The sequence below is a fragment of the Paenibacillus sp. CECT 9249 genome, from assembly GCF_918697855.1.
Classification (GTDB): Bacteria; Bacillota; Bacilli; order Paenibacillales; family Paenibacillaceae; genus MSJ-34.
Genome location: NZ_CAKKLI010000003.1, coordinates 156,416 through 174,749 on the forward strand (window position 1 = coordinate 156,416; position 18,334 = coordinate 174,749).

The 18,334-nt window shown below is 52.7% G+C and carries 10 protein-coding genes; all 10 read left to right on the forward strand.

The features are described 5' to 3' along the window. A complete protein-coding gene (locus LQ229_RS04240; RefSeq protein ID WP_216536654.1) occupies nt 1–1,002 on the forward strand; it encodes an ABC transporter permease in 1,002 nt (333 codons plus the stop codon). 61 nt (nt 1,003–1,063) lie between these two features. After that, entirely contained in the window at nt 1,064–2,074 is a 1,011-nt protein-coding gene (locus tag LQ229_RS04245) for an ABC transporter substrate-binding protein (protein ID WP_216536653.1), read from the forward strand. 351 nt (nt 2,075–2,425) lie between these two features. Further along, on the forward strand, nt 2,426–3,448 hold the full coding sequence (locus LQ229_RS04250; protein ID WP_216536652.1) for an S-layer homology domain-containing protein: 1,023 nt from the start codon (nt 2,426–2,428) through the stop codon (nt 3,446–3,448). Between the two features lie 558 nt (nt 3,449–4,006). Next, a complete protein-coding gene (locus LQ229_RS04255) occupies nt 4,007–5,008 on the forward strand; it encodes a sugar-binding protein (RefSeq protein ID WP_216536651.1) in 1,002 nt (333 codons plus the stop codon). After that, nucleotides 5,005–6,465, forward strand: a complete 1,461-nt coding sequence (locus tag LQ229_RS04260; protein WP_230191030.1) for a histidine kinase — start codon at nt 5,005–5,007, stop codon at nt 6,463–6,465. Before LQ229_RS04255 ends, LQ229_RS04260 begins: the two co-directional genes overlap by 4 nt. Further along, on the forward strand, nt 6,443–7,798 hold the full coding sequence (locus LQ229_RS04265) for an AraC family transcriptional regulator (RefSeq protein WP_216536649.1): 1,356 nt from the start codon (nt 6,443–6,445) through the stop codon (nt 7,796–7,798). The genes LQ229_RS04260 and LQ229_RS04265 overlap by 23 nt, the downstream gene beginning before the upstream one ends. A gap of 281 nt (nt 7,799–8,079) precedes the next feature. After that, nucleotides 8,080–9,426, forward strand: coding sequence for an ABC transporter substrate-binding protein (locus tag LQ229_RS04270; protein WP_216536648.1), 1,347 nt, complete (start codon nt 8,080–8,082; stop codon nt 9,424–9,426). Nucleotides 9,427–9,498: 72 nt separating this feature from the next. Beyond that, entirely contained in the window at nt 9,499–10,482 is a 984-nt protein-coding gene (locus tag LQ229_RS04275) for a sugar ABC transporter permease (RefSeq protein WP_216536647.1), read from the forward strand. After that, nucleotides 10,483–11,304, forward strand: coding sequence for a carbohydrate ABC transporter permease (locus LQ229_RS04280; RefSeq protein WP_216536646.1), 822 nt, complete (start codon nt 10,483–10,485; stop codon nt 11,302–11,304). 195 nt (nt 11,305–11,499) lie between these two features. Next, on the forward strand, nt 11,500–18,300 hold the full coding sequence (locus tag LQ229_RS04285; protein ID WP_216536645.1) for a GH92 family glycosyl hydrolase: 6,801 nt from the start codon (nt 11,500–11,502) through the stop codon (nt 18,298–18,300). The last annotated feature ends 34 nt before the right edge of the window (nt 18,301–18,334 follow it).

Sequence of the window (18,334 nt, forward strand, 5' to 3'; positions counted from 1 at the left end):
ATGAAAACCGAAATAATTCCAAAACAGCAACCGTCCCTCAAAACAGGCGCGACACAGAAAATATTGGCTTTTGCCAGCTTGATCGTCCTCGTCGTCATCTTCTCCGTATCCTCCGGCAACTTTTTGCGTTTTGACAATATTATGGGCATTTTGCTGTCGACCGCTGTCATCGGAGTGCTCGCGCTAGGGTCCACCTTCGTCATTATTACCGGCGGTATCGACTTGTCGGTAGGAACGGTCATGACTTTCTCGTCGGTGATGGCCGGCGTTATCATTAATTTCTGGAATGTGCCGATGCCGTTCGGCATTATCGGCGGCATTGCGACAGGCGCCTTATGCGGATTAGTGAGCGGGCTTGCGGTAGCCAAAATGAAAATACCGCCGTTCATCGCGACGCTCGCCATGATGATGATCACGAAAGGCCTCTCGCTCGTCATATCCGGAGCGAAGCCGATTTATTTCAACGACACGCCGGCATTCAAGGAAATATCGACCGGATCCGTCATCGCCAAATACGTGATCCCGGGACTCGAAATTCCGAACGCCGTCATCATTTTCTTTGCCTTGGCGATTGTCGCCAGCGTCATCTTGTCCAAAACGATTATCGGAAGGTATAATTTCGCGCTCGGCAGCAACGAAGAAGCGACGCGGCTTTCCGGCGTCAACACGAAATATTGGAAAGTGGTTATCTATACGATTACGGGCATATTTTGCGGAATTGCCGGCATTATGATGGCTTCCCGTCTCAATTCCGCGCAACCGGCGCTGGGACAAGGATATGAATTGGAGGCGATCGCAGCCGTCGTCATCGGCGGAACGTCGCTGAGCGGAGGCCAAGGCTCGATTCTCGGCACCGTGATCGGAGCGCTGATCATGAGCGTGCTGACGAACGGCTTGCGCATTTTATCCGTGCCTCAGGAGTGGCAAACCGTCATTATCGGATTGGTCGTATTGCTCGCGGTATACGCGGATATTTTGCGGCGGCGCAAAAATTCGGTATAAACTCCCGTTATGCGGGAGCTTCATACAAAACAAAATCGATTGCAAAGGGGAACGGTGGAACATGAAAAAATCAAAGATGTTGTTGCTTTCCGTCATTTTGCTGCTGACGATGGCAGCGAGCGCATGCGGCTCCTCTTCCGGAACGGAAGGGCAACCGGCTTCAGGTCAGCAAAGCGAAGGCGGGCAGCAAACGAGCGACAAGAAATTGTACATTCCGGTCATTTCCAAAGGATTCCAGCATCAGTTCTGGCAAGCGGTGAAGCAGGGCGCCGAGAAAGCGGCGCAGGAATTAAACGTCGAGATTACTTTCGAAGGTCCCGAAAGCGAGTCCCAAGTAGACAAACAAATCGAGATGCTGCAAGCCGCGTTGGACAAAAAACCGGATGCGATCGCCTTTGCGGCTTTGGACAGCCAAGCGGCATTATCGTTGCTTGAGAAAGCGAAAGCGGCCAACATTCCGGTCGTCGGTTTCGACTCCGGCGTAGAGGGGGATATTCCGGTCACGACCGCCGCGACGGACAACATTGCCGCTTCCGCGCTGGCCGCCGACAAGATGGCGGAACTGATCGGCAATGAGGGCGAGATCGCCATGGTCGTTCACGACCAAACGAGCCGAACGGGCGTCGATCGCCGCGACGGTTTTAAAAACCGCATCGAACAAAACTATCCCAACATCAAAATCGTCGACATCCAATACGGCGGCGGCGACCAATTGAAATCGACGGACCTTGCCAAAGCGATCATGCAAGCGTACCCGAACTTGAAAGGTATCTTCGGATCCAATGAAGGTTCGGCTATCGGCGTCGTCAACGCGGTGAAGGAAATGAAAAAAGAAGGCCAGCTAGTCGTGATCGGATACGATTCCGGCAAACAGCAAACGGATGCCGTCCGCAGCGGGCTCATGGCCGGAGCGGTCACGCAAGATCCGATCGGCATCGGCTATTGGGCGGTGAAAGCGGCCGTGCAAGCGGTGAACGGAGAGCAGCTGGAGAAAACGATCGATACCGGTTTCCACTGGTATACGAAAGACAATATCGATTCCGATGAAATTAAGCCGCTGCTGTACGATTAGAAAAATGCTAGAATAAGACGAATTTACGAAGACCCTATTAGGAGACTAATTTCCTGACAGGGTCTTTTTGGGTTACCGATAACCTGGATACCGGCGCAAAAAGCAAGAATATTCGACATGCTTGTAGCTTCATAGATGATCATAAGAACGTTTGTCGAAAGTGTTGATATTGTTTTCGTTTTTTTATACTTTAGTTGTATTCCACACCTTGTCTAAACGATTGCAAAGTGTAACGATCCGCACTGCTTATAAAATAGTAAGGCAACTTCCCACCAGACACGTGTTACCGGCAACCCGGGCATGAGCGAAGAGAAGTTTATCTTATTTCCATATTGGAAAGGATGCGATCGAATGAAACGAAAAATCGTACTCATGCTGTTGGTCAGTCTCGTTTCCCCGTATATGATGTTATCCTCCTCATTGGCGGCGGATGCTCCGGAATTTCTCATTACCGCGGATAAGCAGAGTTTGAAAGCGGGAGAAACCGTTACGATGACGTTGAGCGGCAAAAACTTGAAAGATTTGTACGCCTATGAAGCGAAGTTTGACTATGATCCCGCCAAATTGGAATTGCAAGAATCGGAGTCGAAAATGAAAGGATTCTCGGTTTTTCCGATTAAGAAAGATCGGGAGATTACGGTAGCGCATACGAAAATAGGCAGTGTCGAGGGCGAGAAGGGAGACGTCCAGATCGGTACGCTTACCTTTAAAGCGAAGGGAGCCGGATCGTCCGAAGTCAAATGGACTGCGATGAAGGTCGTCGACCATAACTTGAAATCCGAAACATACGAGGTGAACCAATCCGTATCCGTAAGCGCTTCCGGCACGGCGGAGCCGCCTCAGCTCTCCTTCACAGACATTAAAGGGCACTGGGCGGAAGAGAAGATTATGGAAGCGGTCGGCAAAGGAATGATCGAAGGATTCCCTGACGGAACGTTCCGCCCTAACGATTCGATTACACGGGCGCAGTTTTCCGCGATATTGGCCAGAGCGTTGAAGCTGCAAGAAGAAGAGAATATGGCGTTTGCCGACTTGGATAAAATCCCGGCATGGGCGAAATCGGAAATCGCCAAAGCGGTGAAAGCGGGCATTATACAAGGATATGAGGACAACACGTTCCGGTCGGATCGCAATATTACGAGATCGGAAATTGCCGTGATGGTTGCGCGCGGCTTGAACCTGGAAGAAGGAGACGGCTCGGGATTAACTTTCGCGGATACCGGCAAAATTCCGGCATGGGCGAAAGGCTACGTGGAAGCCGCGGTAGAGAAAGGCGTCATTCAAGGCCGCGGCAACAATATGTTCGTTCCGGGCGCGAGCGCGACGAGAGCGGAAGCTACGGTGCTTGTGCTTCGAATGCTGGAATCCAAGTAAAGAGCGGAACAGGAGCTTGCGAGTCGGGGTACCGCCGCCAAACTCATTATAGAAGCACAAGGTAACAGCTGTGGGAGGAGACTATTCTCCTCCCTTTGCGCGTCGAGAAACGTGGAGCACAGCATATGCCGCGATCGGCCTGAGAATCCCCGGTTTTGTGAAGTGGCGGCAAAATAGAGCCGTCAAATCCACTAACTCGCCAAAACGGCGTTTGTGGACAAAATAAGGCGATTAGAGCCCAAATCCCCAATCGGTGTATGAAAGTTCGAATAAAATCGACTGGTTCGATCCGCACGCCGCACATAGTGTACGATTTTTCGCATACATCGTCCTTCTTCCCGCAATCGCTGCATTCCGTAGCATTCCTTTCCTTACAACGATCCAAAGAGACAAGCCACTTATTGGTACCATATTGAAATATTGTGTACAATTGTTTTATGATTAGACTTTAGAAAGAGAAACGCGGATCGGGAGAGATAACGACGTCGGGGATCGCGGAAAGATGCGTTCGCCTCGGCAATTATGTAAGCGCAACCAATATTGGGGGATGGTCGGTATATGTCGGATAAAAAATGGACGCTGCTCCTCGCAACACTTGTCATCGCGTTCATGTATTTGCTTATTCAATTTATGATCTCGACCTACGAGAATCAGGCGTTAATTCAGCATTTAAGCGAACATGAGACGGACCTGGGCTCCAAGCCGCATGTGATGCTCATTTCGCAGGAGCTCGACAATCCGTATTGGAGATTGATCGAGCAAGGGGCCAAGGATGCGGCGAATCAACTTGGCATGGCGCTGGAATACGTCGGGCCGCTCCGCATTAATACGGACGAGCAAACGACGCTGCTGGAGAAGGCGATCGCGGCCAAAGTCGATGCCATTATCGTTCAAGGCGTTCATAATATTATATATAAACGCCTGATCGATAAAGCGGTCGATCAAGGAATCGCGGTCATTACCGTCGACGCCGATTCGGCCGACAGCAAGCGTTACAGCTATGTCGGCACGGACAATATCGAATCGGGACGCAAACTGGGCGAGCTTGTCGTCGAAGCGGATAAGAAGTCGCCCCGTTCCGGCAATACGAATATCGGCATTATGATCGGCAGCAACCTGGCGGAAAATCAAATGCTGCGTCTGGAAGGGTTCCGGTCCGTTGTCAGCCAGCACCGCAATTTACGGATCGTCGACGTGCGCGTGTCCAACATTTCGCGGATCGAAGCGGCGCAGAAGGCGTCCGAAATGCTCTATATGCATCCCGAGATCGACATGATCGTCGGGATGAGCGCGTTGGATGCGGTCGGCATTTTGCAGGCCGTCAAAAACTCCGATCGCGACAATATCCGCATCTTCGGCTTTGACGATCTCGAAGAAACGAAACAGGCGATCGCCCGCGGGGAAATCGAAGCGACGATCGTGCAAAATCCTTACCGGATGGGATACGACGCCGTCACGCTGATTCACGACGCTTTGGAGGGCATTCAACCGCCGCCGGTTCATCTGATGGATATCGGGGTATTGGCCAAAGACGGCAACGGATGGAGTGACGGGCGATGAATATCCGTACGAAATTGTTCGTCTTCATCCCCGTCCTCGTTATTCTCGTCAGCGCGGTGACTTATTTTATTTACTATAGCAGCAAGACGATGCAGGAGAGCTATAATTTGATGATGGAACGGATTTTGCTGTACAAGCAAATCGCCCAGCAAACGCAGCAAAATCTGCGTACGTTAAGCAGCTATTTAATCGACCAGAAAGAGGAAACTTATCAAGCGTTATTGGAGCAAAATAACGAACTTCAATCGTTGAAACTCCATTTGGGCAAACAAGCGCGTACGGAAATGAATGTGATGTCCATCAAAAACTATGAAAATATGATCGAGTCTTTCCTGGAAAAAGAAGAGCAGGTACTGGAAGCGACCGATGTGCGCGGCTTGCAATCCTATGTCGCGTTGTATGAAGAAACCGAGAAAATCGCCGGTTTCATCCAAGACCACGGCCAGTCGCTGGTCGATCTCGAATTAAGCAATTATCAGCCGTATTACAAGCAAATTTTGTGGAATACGCAGCAGATGAACAATATCGGTCTCGCCTTGTTTGTCGTCAATATGCTGCTCAGCATCGTTTTTGTCATTTGGTTGTCCCGAAGCATCACCCGTCCGATTCATCTGCTCGTCCGAACGGCGAAGCAAATTTCCAAAGGCAATTTGCAAATTACGCCTCCCGTATTTCGTCGGGACGACGAGTTTCGCATTTTATCGGAAGCGTTCCATCAAATGTTAACGAACATTCGCAAGCTGATTGCGAAGGAAAGGGAACATTTGGAGCGGGACCGGCTCGTGAAGGAGTTGGAATTGAAAGCGCTCCAAAGCCAGATTAATCCCCATTTCCTGTTTAATACGCTCAATGCGCTCTCGAAGCTGGCCTTGATCGAAGGCGCGGAACGAACGAGCAATTTGACCATATCGGTATCCAATTTGCTGCGCTACAATTTGCGCAAATTGGATAAGCCGGTGACGCTGCGGGAGGAAGTCGACAATACGAAAGAATACTTCGCTATCCAACAAGCCCGTTTCCGGGATCGCATTCGCTTCGAGATGCATATCGAGGAAACGGCGATGGATCAACAAATTCCTTGTTTATCGCTGCAGCCGATTTTGGAAAATGCGTTTATACACGGGGTGGAAGGAATGGAAGAAGGAGCGGCGGTCAGCCTGTCCATTACGCGATCGGAGGATGAGGTGCTCGTGACGATCGCGGATAACGGCGCAGGCATGAGCGAAGAGGTGCGCAAGTCGCTGCTGGACCTCGGTTCGCCCGAACCGTTCCGCCCTTATATGGAACGGAAATCGACCGGACTCGGTTCGCGGAACGTATTCAAGCGGCTTCAACTTTTCTATGGGCGCAACGATATCGTCGAGTTGGAGAGCGAACCGGGCAAGGGAACGACGGTCAGGCTCCGATTACCGATGAAAGAGGGGGCAGACGCCAATGTATCGATTGTTAATCGCTGATGACGAAGCGTTGGAACGCGAAGGATTGGAATTGATTATTACCCGGGCCATGCCGGGCACGTTCGAAATCGTCCATGCGGACAACGGCCGCAAAGCGATTCAGCTTGCGGAACAATACCGGCCGGATATCGTGCTTATGGACATCAAAATGCCGGGCATTCAAGGTTTGGAGGCGTTGCAAGAGATTAGGGCGATGAACAGTCAAGTGAAGATGGCGCTTGTAACGGCATACGACTATTTCGCTTATGCGAAGCAAGCTTTAACGCTCGGCGCCAAAGATTATATCGTCAAACCGGCCAAGCAAGAGCAAATTATTGGCCTGATAACGAAGCTGGTGCAAGAATTGGACCAGGAGAGAAGCAAACGTTACATGGAGCTAAGTCTGCGCGATAAAGTATCGCAACTGCTGCCCCTGGTCGAGAACGAGTTGGCGATGATGCTGATGAACGATCAGGTGCTGGATTGGAATGTGGAGCAAATGGCCGAATTTGCCGAGTTTTCTCCCCAGCGCGGTTATGCGATCGTGATCGCTTTGCCGGATCGTTCCCATGATGGGGAACAAGGGAGCCGCTTGCAAAAGGAACGGGTCTATCAGACGGTGAAAAGCTTTATTGCTTTACAGCTGCCATGCATCGTCAGTCCGATCGTGCACGATCATATGGCGATCTTCGTCAGAATGGAGGCGGGCGCGATGTATTCCAAAGGTGAGACGATGTCATGGGGAGACCGTCTTCATCAATTGCTCTACGGTACGGAACATTTGCCGGTTCGAATCGGTTTCGGGTCGTTGAAGCACGGCATCCGCGCTTTGCGCGCCTCCTACTTGGAAGCGGTATGGGCCGCGAAATGCGGTATGACGGACGTTGTCCATTACGAAGATATTCCCGCCCCGTCGGTCGGCTCGGAACCGGAACGAATGGAGCGGCTTGCTTCCATTCGCAACGGTTTGGCGGATCAAAGCGCGGTCCAGGCCGTTATGCGGCAAGTGCGGAGCCGGCGGGAGCAGGAAGCGGGTTCCGTCATGGAACAGGCGAAAGCTTTCGTCCATGAGCATTTTCAAGACAACATATCGATGGAAGAGGTGGCGGAACAAGTTCATCTCAGCCCGTTTTATTTCAGCAAATTGTTTAAGCAGCATTTCGGGGAGACGTTCACGGATTATATTACGCAGCTTCGCATCGCGCACGCCCGCACATTGATTGAGCAGAGCAGGTTGTCGTTGAAGGAAATTTGTTTTGAGGTCGGGTATAAAGATCCGAATTACTTCAGTAGAGTCTTCAAAAAAGTGACGGGTGTCGCTCCGACGGAGTATCGCAATTACCATGTCAAATAAATGCGCTCAATACGCGGCCTGCCGGCAAAATCGGAACGTTCCGATTTTGCCGGCAGGTTTTTTCATGGATTTATATGCGATTTCCGATCGTATTAAAATGCTAGTTCGGGAAAATTTCGGACTATGCGCCGATCATGTTAAATCCGTCCAGCTACATGCCAAACGAGTGCAGATGTTTCGCCGCCGGAAGGCGCGAGGTCTATGTTATGCTTTTTTTGTAAGCGATTTCGCGACAGGAAGCAGCCGAAATTCGCTTATCAATACGATGGAGGGGGATTTACATGAGACAAAAAATGTTGCTTCTCATTTCCGTCATGATCGTCTTAAGCATGTTTATGGCGGCTTGCGGAAATTCCGGCTCGGAGAAGCCGGCAACAACGGGTGATCCGGCGCCGACGGCGCAAGAGCCGGAGAAAAAGGAGGAGACGAAAGCGCCGGAAGGGAAAAAATCGGTTGAAATTTTCAGCTGGTGGACGGGGGCCGGCGAAGAAGCGGGCTTGCTCGGCCTCATCGATCTGTTCAACCAGAAGCATCCTGACATTGAAGTGATCAATGCGGCCGTTGCCGGCGGCGCGGGCACGAACGCGAAGGCGGTGCTGGCAAGCCGGATGCAAGGCGGCGATCCTCCGGGAACGTTCCAAGTGCACGGCGGCGCCGAATTAAATACGGGATGGGTCGCCGCGGGCAAAATGGAAGGCTTGAACGACCTGTTCGAGAGCGAAGGCTGGATGGATAAATTTCCGAAAGATTTGATCGACATGGTTAGCGACGGCGGCACCATTTATTCCGTACCCGTCAATATTCACCGGGGGAACGTCATTTTTTACAACAAAAAGATATTCGACGACAACGGATTGACGCCGCCGACATCGTTCGAAGAGTTCGTTACCGTGGCCGACGCGTTGAAAGCGAAAGGCATTACGCCGCTCGCGCTGGGCGATAAAGAGCCTTGGACGGCGACGATGGTATTCGAAAACGTATTGCTTGGCGTGCTCGGACCGGAAGATTACAAAAAACTGTTTACCGGCGAGATTGCGTTCGACGATGCCAAAGTGAAAGACTCTTTGGAGAAAACGAAAAAAATGTTCAGCTATATTAATGACGACCATGCGGCACGCAACTGGCAGGACGCTTCCCAACTCGTTGCGAACGGCCAGGCGGCGATGAACATTATGGGCGATTGGGCGAAAGGGTATTTTACGACCGATTTGAAATTGCAGCCGAACGTAGATTTCGGTTGGATCGCCACGCCGAATACGGCGAACAGCTTTATGGTCATTACGGATACGTTCGGACTTCCGAAGGGCGTGAAAGATCCGGACACGGTCAAAGAATGGCTGAAAGTCCTCGGCTCGGTGGAAGGACAGGATGTATTCAATCCGCTCAAAGGATCGATCCCCGCACGCGTGGATGCGGATGCGAGCAAATACGACGTATACGGCCAATCGACAATCGAAGACTTCAAGAAAAGCAGCCTGGCGGCAAGCTTGGCTCACGGTTCCGCGGCTTCGGAAGGATTCCTGACGCAGGCGAACCAAGTCATGACGATCTTCGTCACGAACGGCGACGTGGAGCAAGCGGCCAAATCGCTGCGCGACGCGCAAGTGTCGAGCGGCATGGCGCAATAAGCAACCAGATTAAGCGAACGGGGCCGAATGAAACTGCTTATTCGGCCCCAAGGTTAGGAGTGTGAGGAAAGAATGAATGCAGCTAGCTCGAGGCAGCAAGCGCAAACCATACGCGAAACAGCGCCCCGTCCGAGAATGAGCCGGATGAAACGGGAAAAGATCGTTCCGGTCTTGATGATTACGCCGTCGCTCATTGCAATCGCCATTTTTGTATACGGTTTCATCGGTTGGACCGGATACGTCTCGTTAACGAACTGGAACACGCTTGTTAAAAATATGGATTTTGCCGGGTTGAACAACTACGCTTTTCTATTCCAAGATTTCCGTTTTCAATCCGACTTGCGGAACACTTTTGTTTTTACCGTTCTGTTTATCGCAGCGACGATGGTATTCGGCCTCTTCCTGGCGACGATCGTCGATCGGAAAATTCGTGCGGAATCGCTGTTTCGCAACATCTTTATTTTTCCGATGGCATTGTCGTTTATCGTTACGGGGGTCGTATGGCAGTGGATTTTGAACCCTTCGACCGGCGTGAACTTAATTTTGAAGGCGATCGGTATGGAGAATTTGCCGAAATGGTATGTCAGCACCGAGATAATTCCCGGCTTCAAACCGGGGCAGATCGAACTGGGCATTCCGATCGCCTTGATCGCCGTCGTGATCGCGACTGTCTGGCAAATGTCGGGCTTCGCCATGGCGATGTATTTGGCGGGACTGCGCGGCATATCCGACGAATTGAAGGAGGCGGCCAGAGTGGACGGAGCCGCGGAATGGACCGTATTCCGCCGCATCGTGCTGCCGCAGCTAAAACCGATTACGATCAGTTTGGTCATTATGCTGACGCATGTTTCGCTGAAAATATTCGATCTCATCTATGCGATGACGGGACCGGGGGCGATGTTCGTGACGGACGTTCCGGGCGTCTACATGTTCGAAACGACGTTCCGCGGCAACCATTACGCGCAGGGCGCGTCGATTGCGATGATCATGCTCATTCTCGTCTCTCTGCTCATCGTGCCGTATATTATGAGCAGCATGAAGAAGGAGGATGCGTAAATGGGTGTGAAACGGGCAAATCGTCTTATTTTGTATGTCGTATTGATTCTGTTGGCCGCGCTCTTTCTCGTGCCGATTTACGTGCTGCTCGTCACCAGCTTCAAAGGGGTGGACGAGATTACGCTGGACCGGATGTGGGCGCTTCCGTCGAGCCTCGATTTCTCGGGCTACCGCGAAGCGTTCGGCAAACTGTTCCCGCATTTGGGCAACAGCTTTATGCTTGCGATTCCGGCAACGCTGCTATCCGCTTTGCTTGGATCGCTAAACGGCTACGTGCTCTCGAAGTGGCGGTTTAAAGGGTCGGATGCGCTGTTTGCGCTCATGTTGTTCGGCATGTTCATTCCGTACCAGAGCATTTTGATTCCGCTCATCCAGTTTATGCAGGGCATCGGACTGTACAATTCGATTCCGGGACTGATTCTGATTCACGTCGTCTACGGTTTGCCGATTTGCACGCTGATGTTCCGCAATTTTTACGTTGCGGTTCCGAATGAAGTGCTGGAAGCGGCGAAGATCGACGGCAACGGATTTTTCGGCATTTACAAAAATATTATGGTTCCGTTATCGGTAACCGGCTTTGTCGTTGTAGGCATTTGGCAATTTACGAATATTTGGAACGAGTTTTTGTTCGCGGTGACGATGACGACGCAGAAGCAGCAGCCGATTATGGTTGCGCTGCAGAACTTGTCGGGCAGCCAAATCGTGCAGTGGAACATCCAAATGGCGGGAGCTCTGCTGGCAGCGCTGCCGACGCTGCTCGTCTATATTTTCCTGGGGCGTTATTTTATTCGAGGATTGCTTGCGGGATCGATCAAAGGGTAACGCAGCGAAGAATAAGAGAAGACCCCGCCCTATTTTCGCGAAATTGTGGTTTGCGGCCCAAATGATCGGAAATAAGTGAGGTCTTTCCTATGACTTTAATCCTAATGTCCTTTTTTGTCAAATATTGAAGGACGATTAAGGGTTTCAATGTTATCCCGATTCCCTGCGATTGGAGTATGAATGGGAGGTTATAGGGTGAAGAAACAGTTTCGGAAATGGTTTCATGCTATCATTTGTTTCACCGTGCTAGCAGGCACAGTAAATATGCCGTCGGCATGGCAAGAGACGGCCGCGGCGGCGGAAGCCGGGGCAGCGGATTTTTTCAGTTCGTTCGAAGCGGACGGCCCGCCCCTGAACTGGGTGAATACGGCCGAAACGAAGGACGGAGAGAAACTGGCCAAGAATATCGACGGCAACGCCAGTTCGCTCATCGGCAATATTACAGATACGGTCGTGAAGGTGACATCCAATAGCAAGGACAGCCCGTCGAGTGAGCAAGACGTCAACTTGACGGACGGCAATTCGGGCACCAAATGGCTTACGTTTGCGAATAAAGGGTGGGTTCAATACGAGCTTGCCGAACCGGCGGCCGTTGTGGCCTATACGATGACGTCGGCCAACGATTCGCCGGATCGGGATCCTGTCGACTGGACGGTATACGGCTCGACGGACGGGACGAATTGGAAGTTGTTGGATGCGCAAACAGGTCAATCTTTCCCCGACCGTTACTTGACCAAGACATACGAAATGGCGAATGAAACGAAATATTCGTTTTATAAGCTGGATATTACGAGAAATAACGGCAGCTCCAATATCGTGCAGCTTGCGGATTGGCTTATTTCCGACGGAGTTGATCGGGTGTTCGATATGAAATCCCGGATCACCGCCGGCCCGGCCGGTCTTTATACGGGCAAATCCGGAGTCGGATGGACCGGGTTAAAAGCTTTAACTTTGTCGGGGACAATTACCCAGAGCGGCGAAGCGTACGCCTATAATAAAATTTACGAAACGGACATCCCCGTTACGCCGAATATGGAACTTTCGTACTACATTGCGCCCGAGTTCACCGACCGGCAGCAAACGGAGTATACCAGCACCTATGCTGCGGTCGATTTGGCATTTGACGACGGCACCTATCTGCACGATTACGAAGTATACGACCAGCACGGAGTGAAGCTCGACGCACAGGCGCAGGGCGAGTCCAAAACATTGTACAACAATCAATGGAATTTCAAAAAAGCGAAAATCGGTGCGGCGGCGCAAGGCAAGACCATCGAACGGATTCTTGTCTCTTACCGTCACCCCGACGCCAAGCAAGGAAGAACGTTTAGAGTAACCGTCGATGATATCAAGCTTGAAAGCAACCCCGTTCCCAAAACGTATTCCCATCTGTCCAGTTATGTCGACACTCGCAGAGGAACGAATGCTAACGGGTCATTCTCAAGAGGCAACAACTTCCCGGCTGTTGCCGTACCGCATGGATTCAACTTCTGGACGCCGAAAACCAATGCCGGTTCGGACTGGATTTACCAGTATCAGGAACGCAATAACGCCGCCAACCTTCCCGCTATCGAAGCGTTTGCGCTTAGCCACGAGCCGAGTCCATGGATGGGAGACCGTCAAACGTTCCATGTGATGCCTAGCGCCTCCACGGAAACTCCGCCGATTGACCGTAAAAGCCGCGCGCTGGCGTTTACGCATGATAATGAAATCGCGAAGCCTTATTATTACGGCGTTACGTTCGAAAACGGGGTACAGGCCGAATTGACGCCGACAGATCATGCCGCCATGTTCCGATTTACGTTTCCGGGGGCTTCTTCCAACCTGATTTTCGATAATCAAGAGAATAACGGCGGCATTACGCTGGATGCCGAAAATAGAACGATAACAGGGTACACCGATAAGCGAAGCGGACTTTCCACCGGCGCGACGCGGATGTTCTTCTATGCGGAATTCGACAAGCCGGTACTGAGGGGCGGCAAGCTGTCCGGCAGCGGCGGCGGAGGAACGAACGTCCAGGCTTACTATCAATTCGATGCTTCCGCGGATCGAACGGTAACGATGAAAATCTCCACCTCGCTCATTAGCGTGGAGCAAGCAAAGAAAAATTTGGAGATGGAAATTGCGGACACGGATACGTTCGAATCGGTGAAAGAGAGGGCGCAAGAGCAGTGGGATCGGAAACTGGGCATCATCGAAGTGGAAGGCGCGACGGAAGACCAGCTCGTCACTTTGTATTCGAATATGTACCGTTTATTCATGTACCCGAACTCGGCGTTCGAAAATGTAGGCAACGTCGACGAACCGAAGTATCAGCATGCCGACCAGACGCCGATTAATCCGTGCACAGACAGTACGGCGACCCGAACTTGCGCTGCGATTAAAGAAGGCAAAGTATATGTGAACAACGGCTTCTGGGATACGTACCGGACGGCATGGCCGGCATATGCGCTCTTAACTCCTTCGATGGCGGGAGAACTGATTGACGGTTTCCTTCAGCAGTATCGCGACGGCGGTTGGGTATCCAGATGGTCGTCCCCGGGATACGCCAACTTGATGGTCGGCACAAGCTCGGACGTCGCTTTCGCCGATGCGTATTTGAAAGGCGTAACGAATTTCGATGTCCGCGAGTTTTATCAATCCGCCGTGAAGAATGCCGCCGTCGTCCCGCCGAACGGCAATGTCGGCCGGAAAGGAATGGACAGCTCGGTATTCAACGGCTATACCGATACGAGAACGGGCGAAGGCATGTCCTGGGCGATGGACGGCTACATCAACGATTACGGCATCGCCAATTTGGCTGCGAAGCTGGCCGAAGAAGCGGATCCGGACGATCCTTACCAGCCTTATTACGAAGACGACGCCCTCTATTACATGAATCGCGCCCGGAACTACGTCCATATGTTCAATCCGCATATCGGATTTTTCAACGGCCGCAATGCGGCCGGCGAATGGCGCTCGTCGCCGGATACGTTTGATCCGGCCGCATGGGAAAGCGATTATACGGAAACGAATGCCTGGAATATGGCCTTTCATGCCCCGCAGGACGGGGTAGGCCTGGCAAATCTATATGGCGGCAAAGAGGGGCTTGCGGCCAAGCTGGATGAATTTTTCGATACGCCGGAATCGGGATATACAAGCCGCATCCATGAAATGAGAGAAGCTAGAGATGTGCGAATGGGCATGTACGCGCACAGCAATCAGCCCGCCCATCATATCATTTACATGTACAATTACGTCGGGCAGCCTTGGAAAACGCAAGAGCTTGTGCGCGAAGTGCTCGACCGGCTGTATATCGGCAGCGAGATCGGGCAAGGTTACGCGGGCGACGAGGATAACGGCGAAATGTCCGCTTGGTATATTTTCAGCGCGATGGGCTTCTATCCTTTGAAAATGGGCAGTCCGGAATATGCCATCGGCGCGCCATTGTTTACCAAAGCGACCATTCATCTGGAGAATGGCAAGGACATCGTCATTAACGCTCCGAACAACAGCAAGGAAAACAAATACGTTCAAAGCTTGAAATTGAACGGAACGGAGTATACGAAAAACTATATTATGCATGCCGATCTGGCTGACGGAGCCGTGCTGGATTTCGATATGGGGCCTAGTCCGAACCGGGATTGGGGAAGCGGGGAAGCGGATGTGCCGATATCGATTACGCAAGGGACGGACATTCCAAGACCGCTGATAGACAAGACGGACCGGCTTATCGCGCAAGGCTTGGGCAGAGCGGTCGACAGCGAAGGAACGGCCGCTGCGGAGTTGAACAAATTGTTCGACAACACTTCGGGCAGCGCGGCGACGATCAACGGCTCGGCGCCTTGGATTCAATTTCAATTTATGTCAGGCAAAGAAAAAATAAATATGTATACGTTGACCTCCGGCGGGGGAAGCGCAGCAGCCGATCCGAAGAGTTGGATATTGAAAGGCTCCAATGACGGACTGGAATGGACGACGTTGGATACGAGAACCGACGAAACATTCCAATGGCGTAAATATACCCGCGCTTTCGCCATTGACGGCGACGCTGAGTACGCTTATTACAGGCTGGAGATCGCCGCTAACAACGGGGGCACTACTACGTCCTTGGCGGAGATGGAGCTTCTAGGCCAAGATATTAAGGATCAAGATGCGGTAGCCGCCGCTGTTGCGGCGCTGGATCTGGGAGACGTAAGCCATGTAACGACAGGGATTGCGCTTCCGAAATTCGGCGCGCATGGCACGACGATATCGTGGATCAGCTCCGACGACTTGGTGTTGAGCGCCAAAGGCAAAGTGATATCGCGTCCCGACGTAGGCCGGCCGGATGCAATCATTACTTTAACGGCAACCGTAAGCAAAGGAACGGTAAGCCAGAACAAAACATTCGATGTTGTCGTGAAAGCGTGGAGCCGGGAAGATCCGCCGCATGTCGTCGATTTTGCCACAAGCTTTGAGAGCGGGCAAAAACAGCCGAAATGGAATAATTCCCGGATCGATTCGAAGAATGTTGTGGAATATTGCTGCGGAATAGGCGGCATGGAATCGAAAGTCGGCAGTGTGGATTACGATCAAGCCCAGGGAGAAACCAACAGCGCTCTGCTGTATTCGGGGAATGCGGCGGATGCGGCGTTGAACTACTCTTATAACCAAGTATTTGAAGAAGCGCTTGAGATTAAGCCATCGACCTTCCTTACCTACAGAGTTCATCCGGAAGGTCCGAATGCGGCTACGCAACCCGAAAATAAAAGAGAAACAAGCCAATATGTGGCGATGGATCTCTTGTTTACGGACGGCACTTACCTGCATGATCTAGGCGCTGTCGACCAGAAAGGAATCGGGCTGAATCCGTTAGATCAAGGCAAGGCGCTGCAACTGGACGTCTGGAATACGGTCACGTCGAAAATCGGGGATGTGGCTGCTGGGAAAACTGTAGATAAAATTGTCATCTCCTATAACGCGACGGGGCATACCGGTAAATTTAGAGGTTATGTAGACGATATTCAAATCTATCATCTGGAGGATATTCCTCCGCTCGGCGACGACGCCAGACTGCAAGAGCTTCGCATCGACGGCGAGCCGCTCCCCGGATTCGAACCCGGCACGCATCAATACGAGGTGGAATTGCCGGAAGGAACGACGGTCGTTCCGAGCGTCACGGCGGTGACGTACGATCCGAACGCTGCGGTGCGCATTGTCGACGCGACCGTATTGCCGGGCACGACCTATATCGATGTAACAGCGGAAGACGGAGAAACGACTACGACATACAGCATTTATTTTAAGCTTGCGGATCGGGAAGTGCCGAAAGGGAACGATGCGACCTTGACATCGATCGAGTTGGACGGCCGGCCGCTTGCGGACTTCGAGCGTTACCGCATGAAATACGAGGTGGAATTGCCTGCCGGCACGTCGAAAGCGCCGACGGTTACGGCGACTGTTTACGATCCGAACGCGCATATGCTCATCCTGCCCGCCGAAGCGCTGCCGGGGACGGCGACGATCCGGGTAACGTCGGAAGACAGGGCCGCGGTGAACACGTATGAGATTCATTTCACGGTGAAGGAAGAGGAACCGAAGGGCACGGACGCGACGCTCGCCGCGATCGAACTGGACGGCCGGCCGCTGGCGGGATTTGCGCGAGACCGGATGGAATATTTTGTGGAACTTCCTGCCGGCACGAGTAAGTCGCCAACCGTTGCCGCGCGTGCCACGGATGGGAAAGCGAACGTCGAGATCACACAGGCGGGCAGCGCTAGAGGCAAGGCGGTTATCGTCGTGACGGCGGAGGACGGCATAACGAAGCGGACTTATACGATACAGTTCTCCGTCAGAGTGCCGAATCCGGAACCTAATCCGGGGCCGAGCACGAGTCCAAGTCCGCAGCCGAGTCCGAAACCGGCGCCGAAGCCGAATCCGGAACCGGAACCGGGCATATACAAGGTGAAGCCGGAAGATTTCAAGCCGGCGGCAGGCGGCAAGGTCGTCCTTGAAGTGCCGGCCGAATCCAAGGCAGTTCAAATTCCGCTTGACGCGGTAAGCAAGCTCGGCAATAACGTGCTGGAAGTGAAGGCGGGTGGGCTGATGCTGCAAATTCCGTCTGAAGTCATCAGCCAGGCGGCAGCGCTGCTATCGCAGGAGCAACAGACCAACGGTACGATCACGCTGAGAATGACCCGGCTTACCGAAGGCGAAGTCAAGGCGCGGATCGGCGGGCAGCACGTGAAGGCGGCGGGCGGCGCCTACATACTTGAGCTCGTTGCAACAGCAGCGGACGGGACATCCGTAAGGTTGGATACATTCAATAAGCCGGTCACAATCGGCTTGCAAGTTAACGCGACGGCGAATCCGAAGCTTGTCGGCATTTATGGCGGCGCTAACAGCGGACCGCTTGCCTACATCGGCGGAGAATACGCTAGCGGCGAAATAGCTGCCCAGATTAGCCAATCCGGCGCATATGCGGCGCTGGAGATGAAGAAGGCGTTCATCGACGTGCCGGCGACCCATTGGGCGGCGAGCGTCATCGAGGAATTGGCGGCGAAGGGCATCGTCAACGGCGTGAGCGCGACACATTTTGAGCCGGGACGCAGCGTGACGCGCGCCGAGTTTGCGGCGTTGCTCGTCAAGGCGTTCGGGTTCAAGGAGGAAGCGGAGCTCTCCTTCGAAGACGTACATGCCGGCGACTGGTACGCGGAGGCGGTCGCCATCGCGGTGAAAGCGGGCTTCGTGCGCGGCAGAAGCGCTGCGCAGTTCGATCCGAACGCGCCGATCACCCGCGAGGAAATGACCGCAATGATGATTCAGGCGTACGAAGCGGCTCGCGGCAAGACAGAGGCGAATGGGAACGCGGCGTTCACCGACGAGGCAAGCATATCGGCATGGGCGTTGCCGTATATCAATGCGGCGGCGGCGCTGCAACTGGTCCAAGGACGAGGCGCAGGCATATTCGATCCGCAAGGCATGACAACCCGGGCCGAAGCGGCGCAAGCCATATACAACGTGCTGAATCGATAAGCTTTATCATTTATATTGGCCCCTTTTAGCGGCG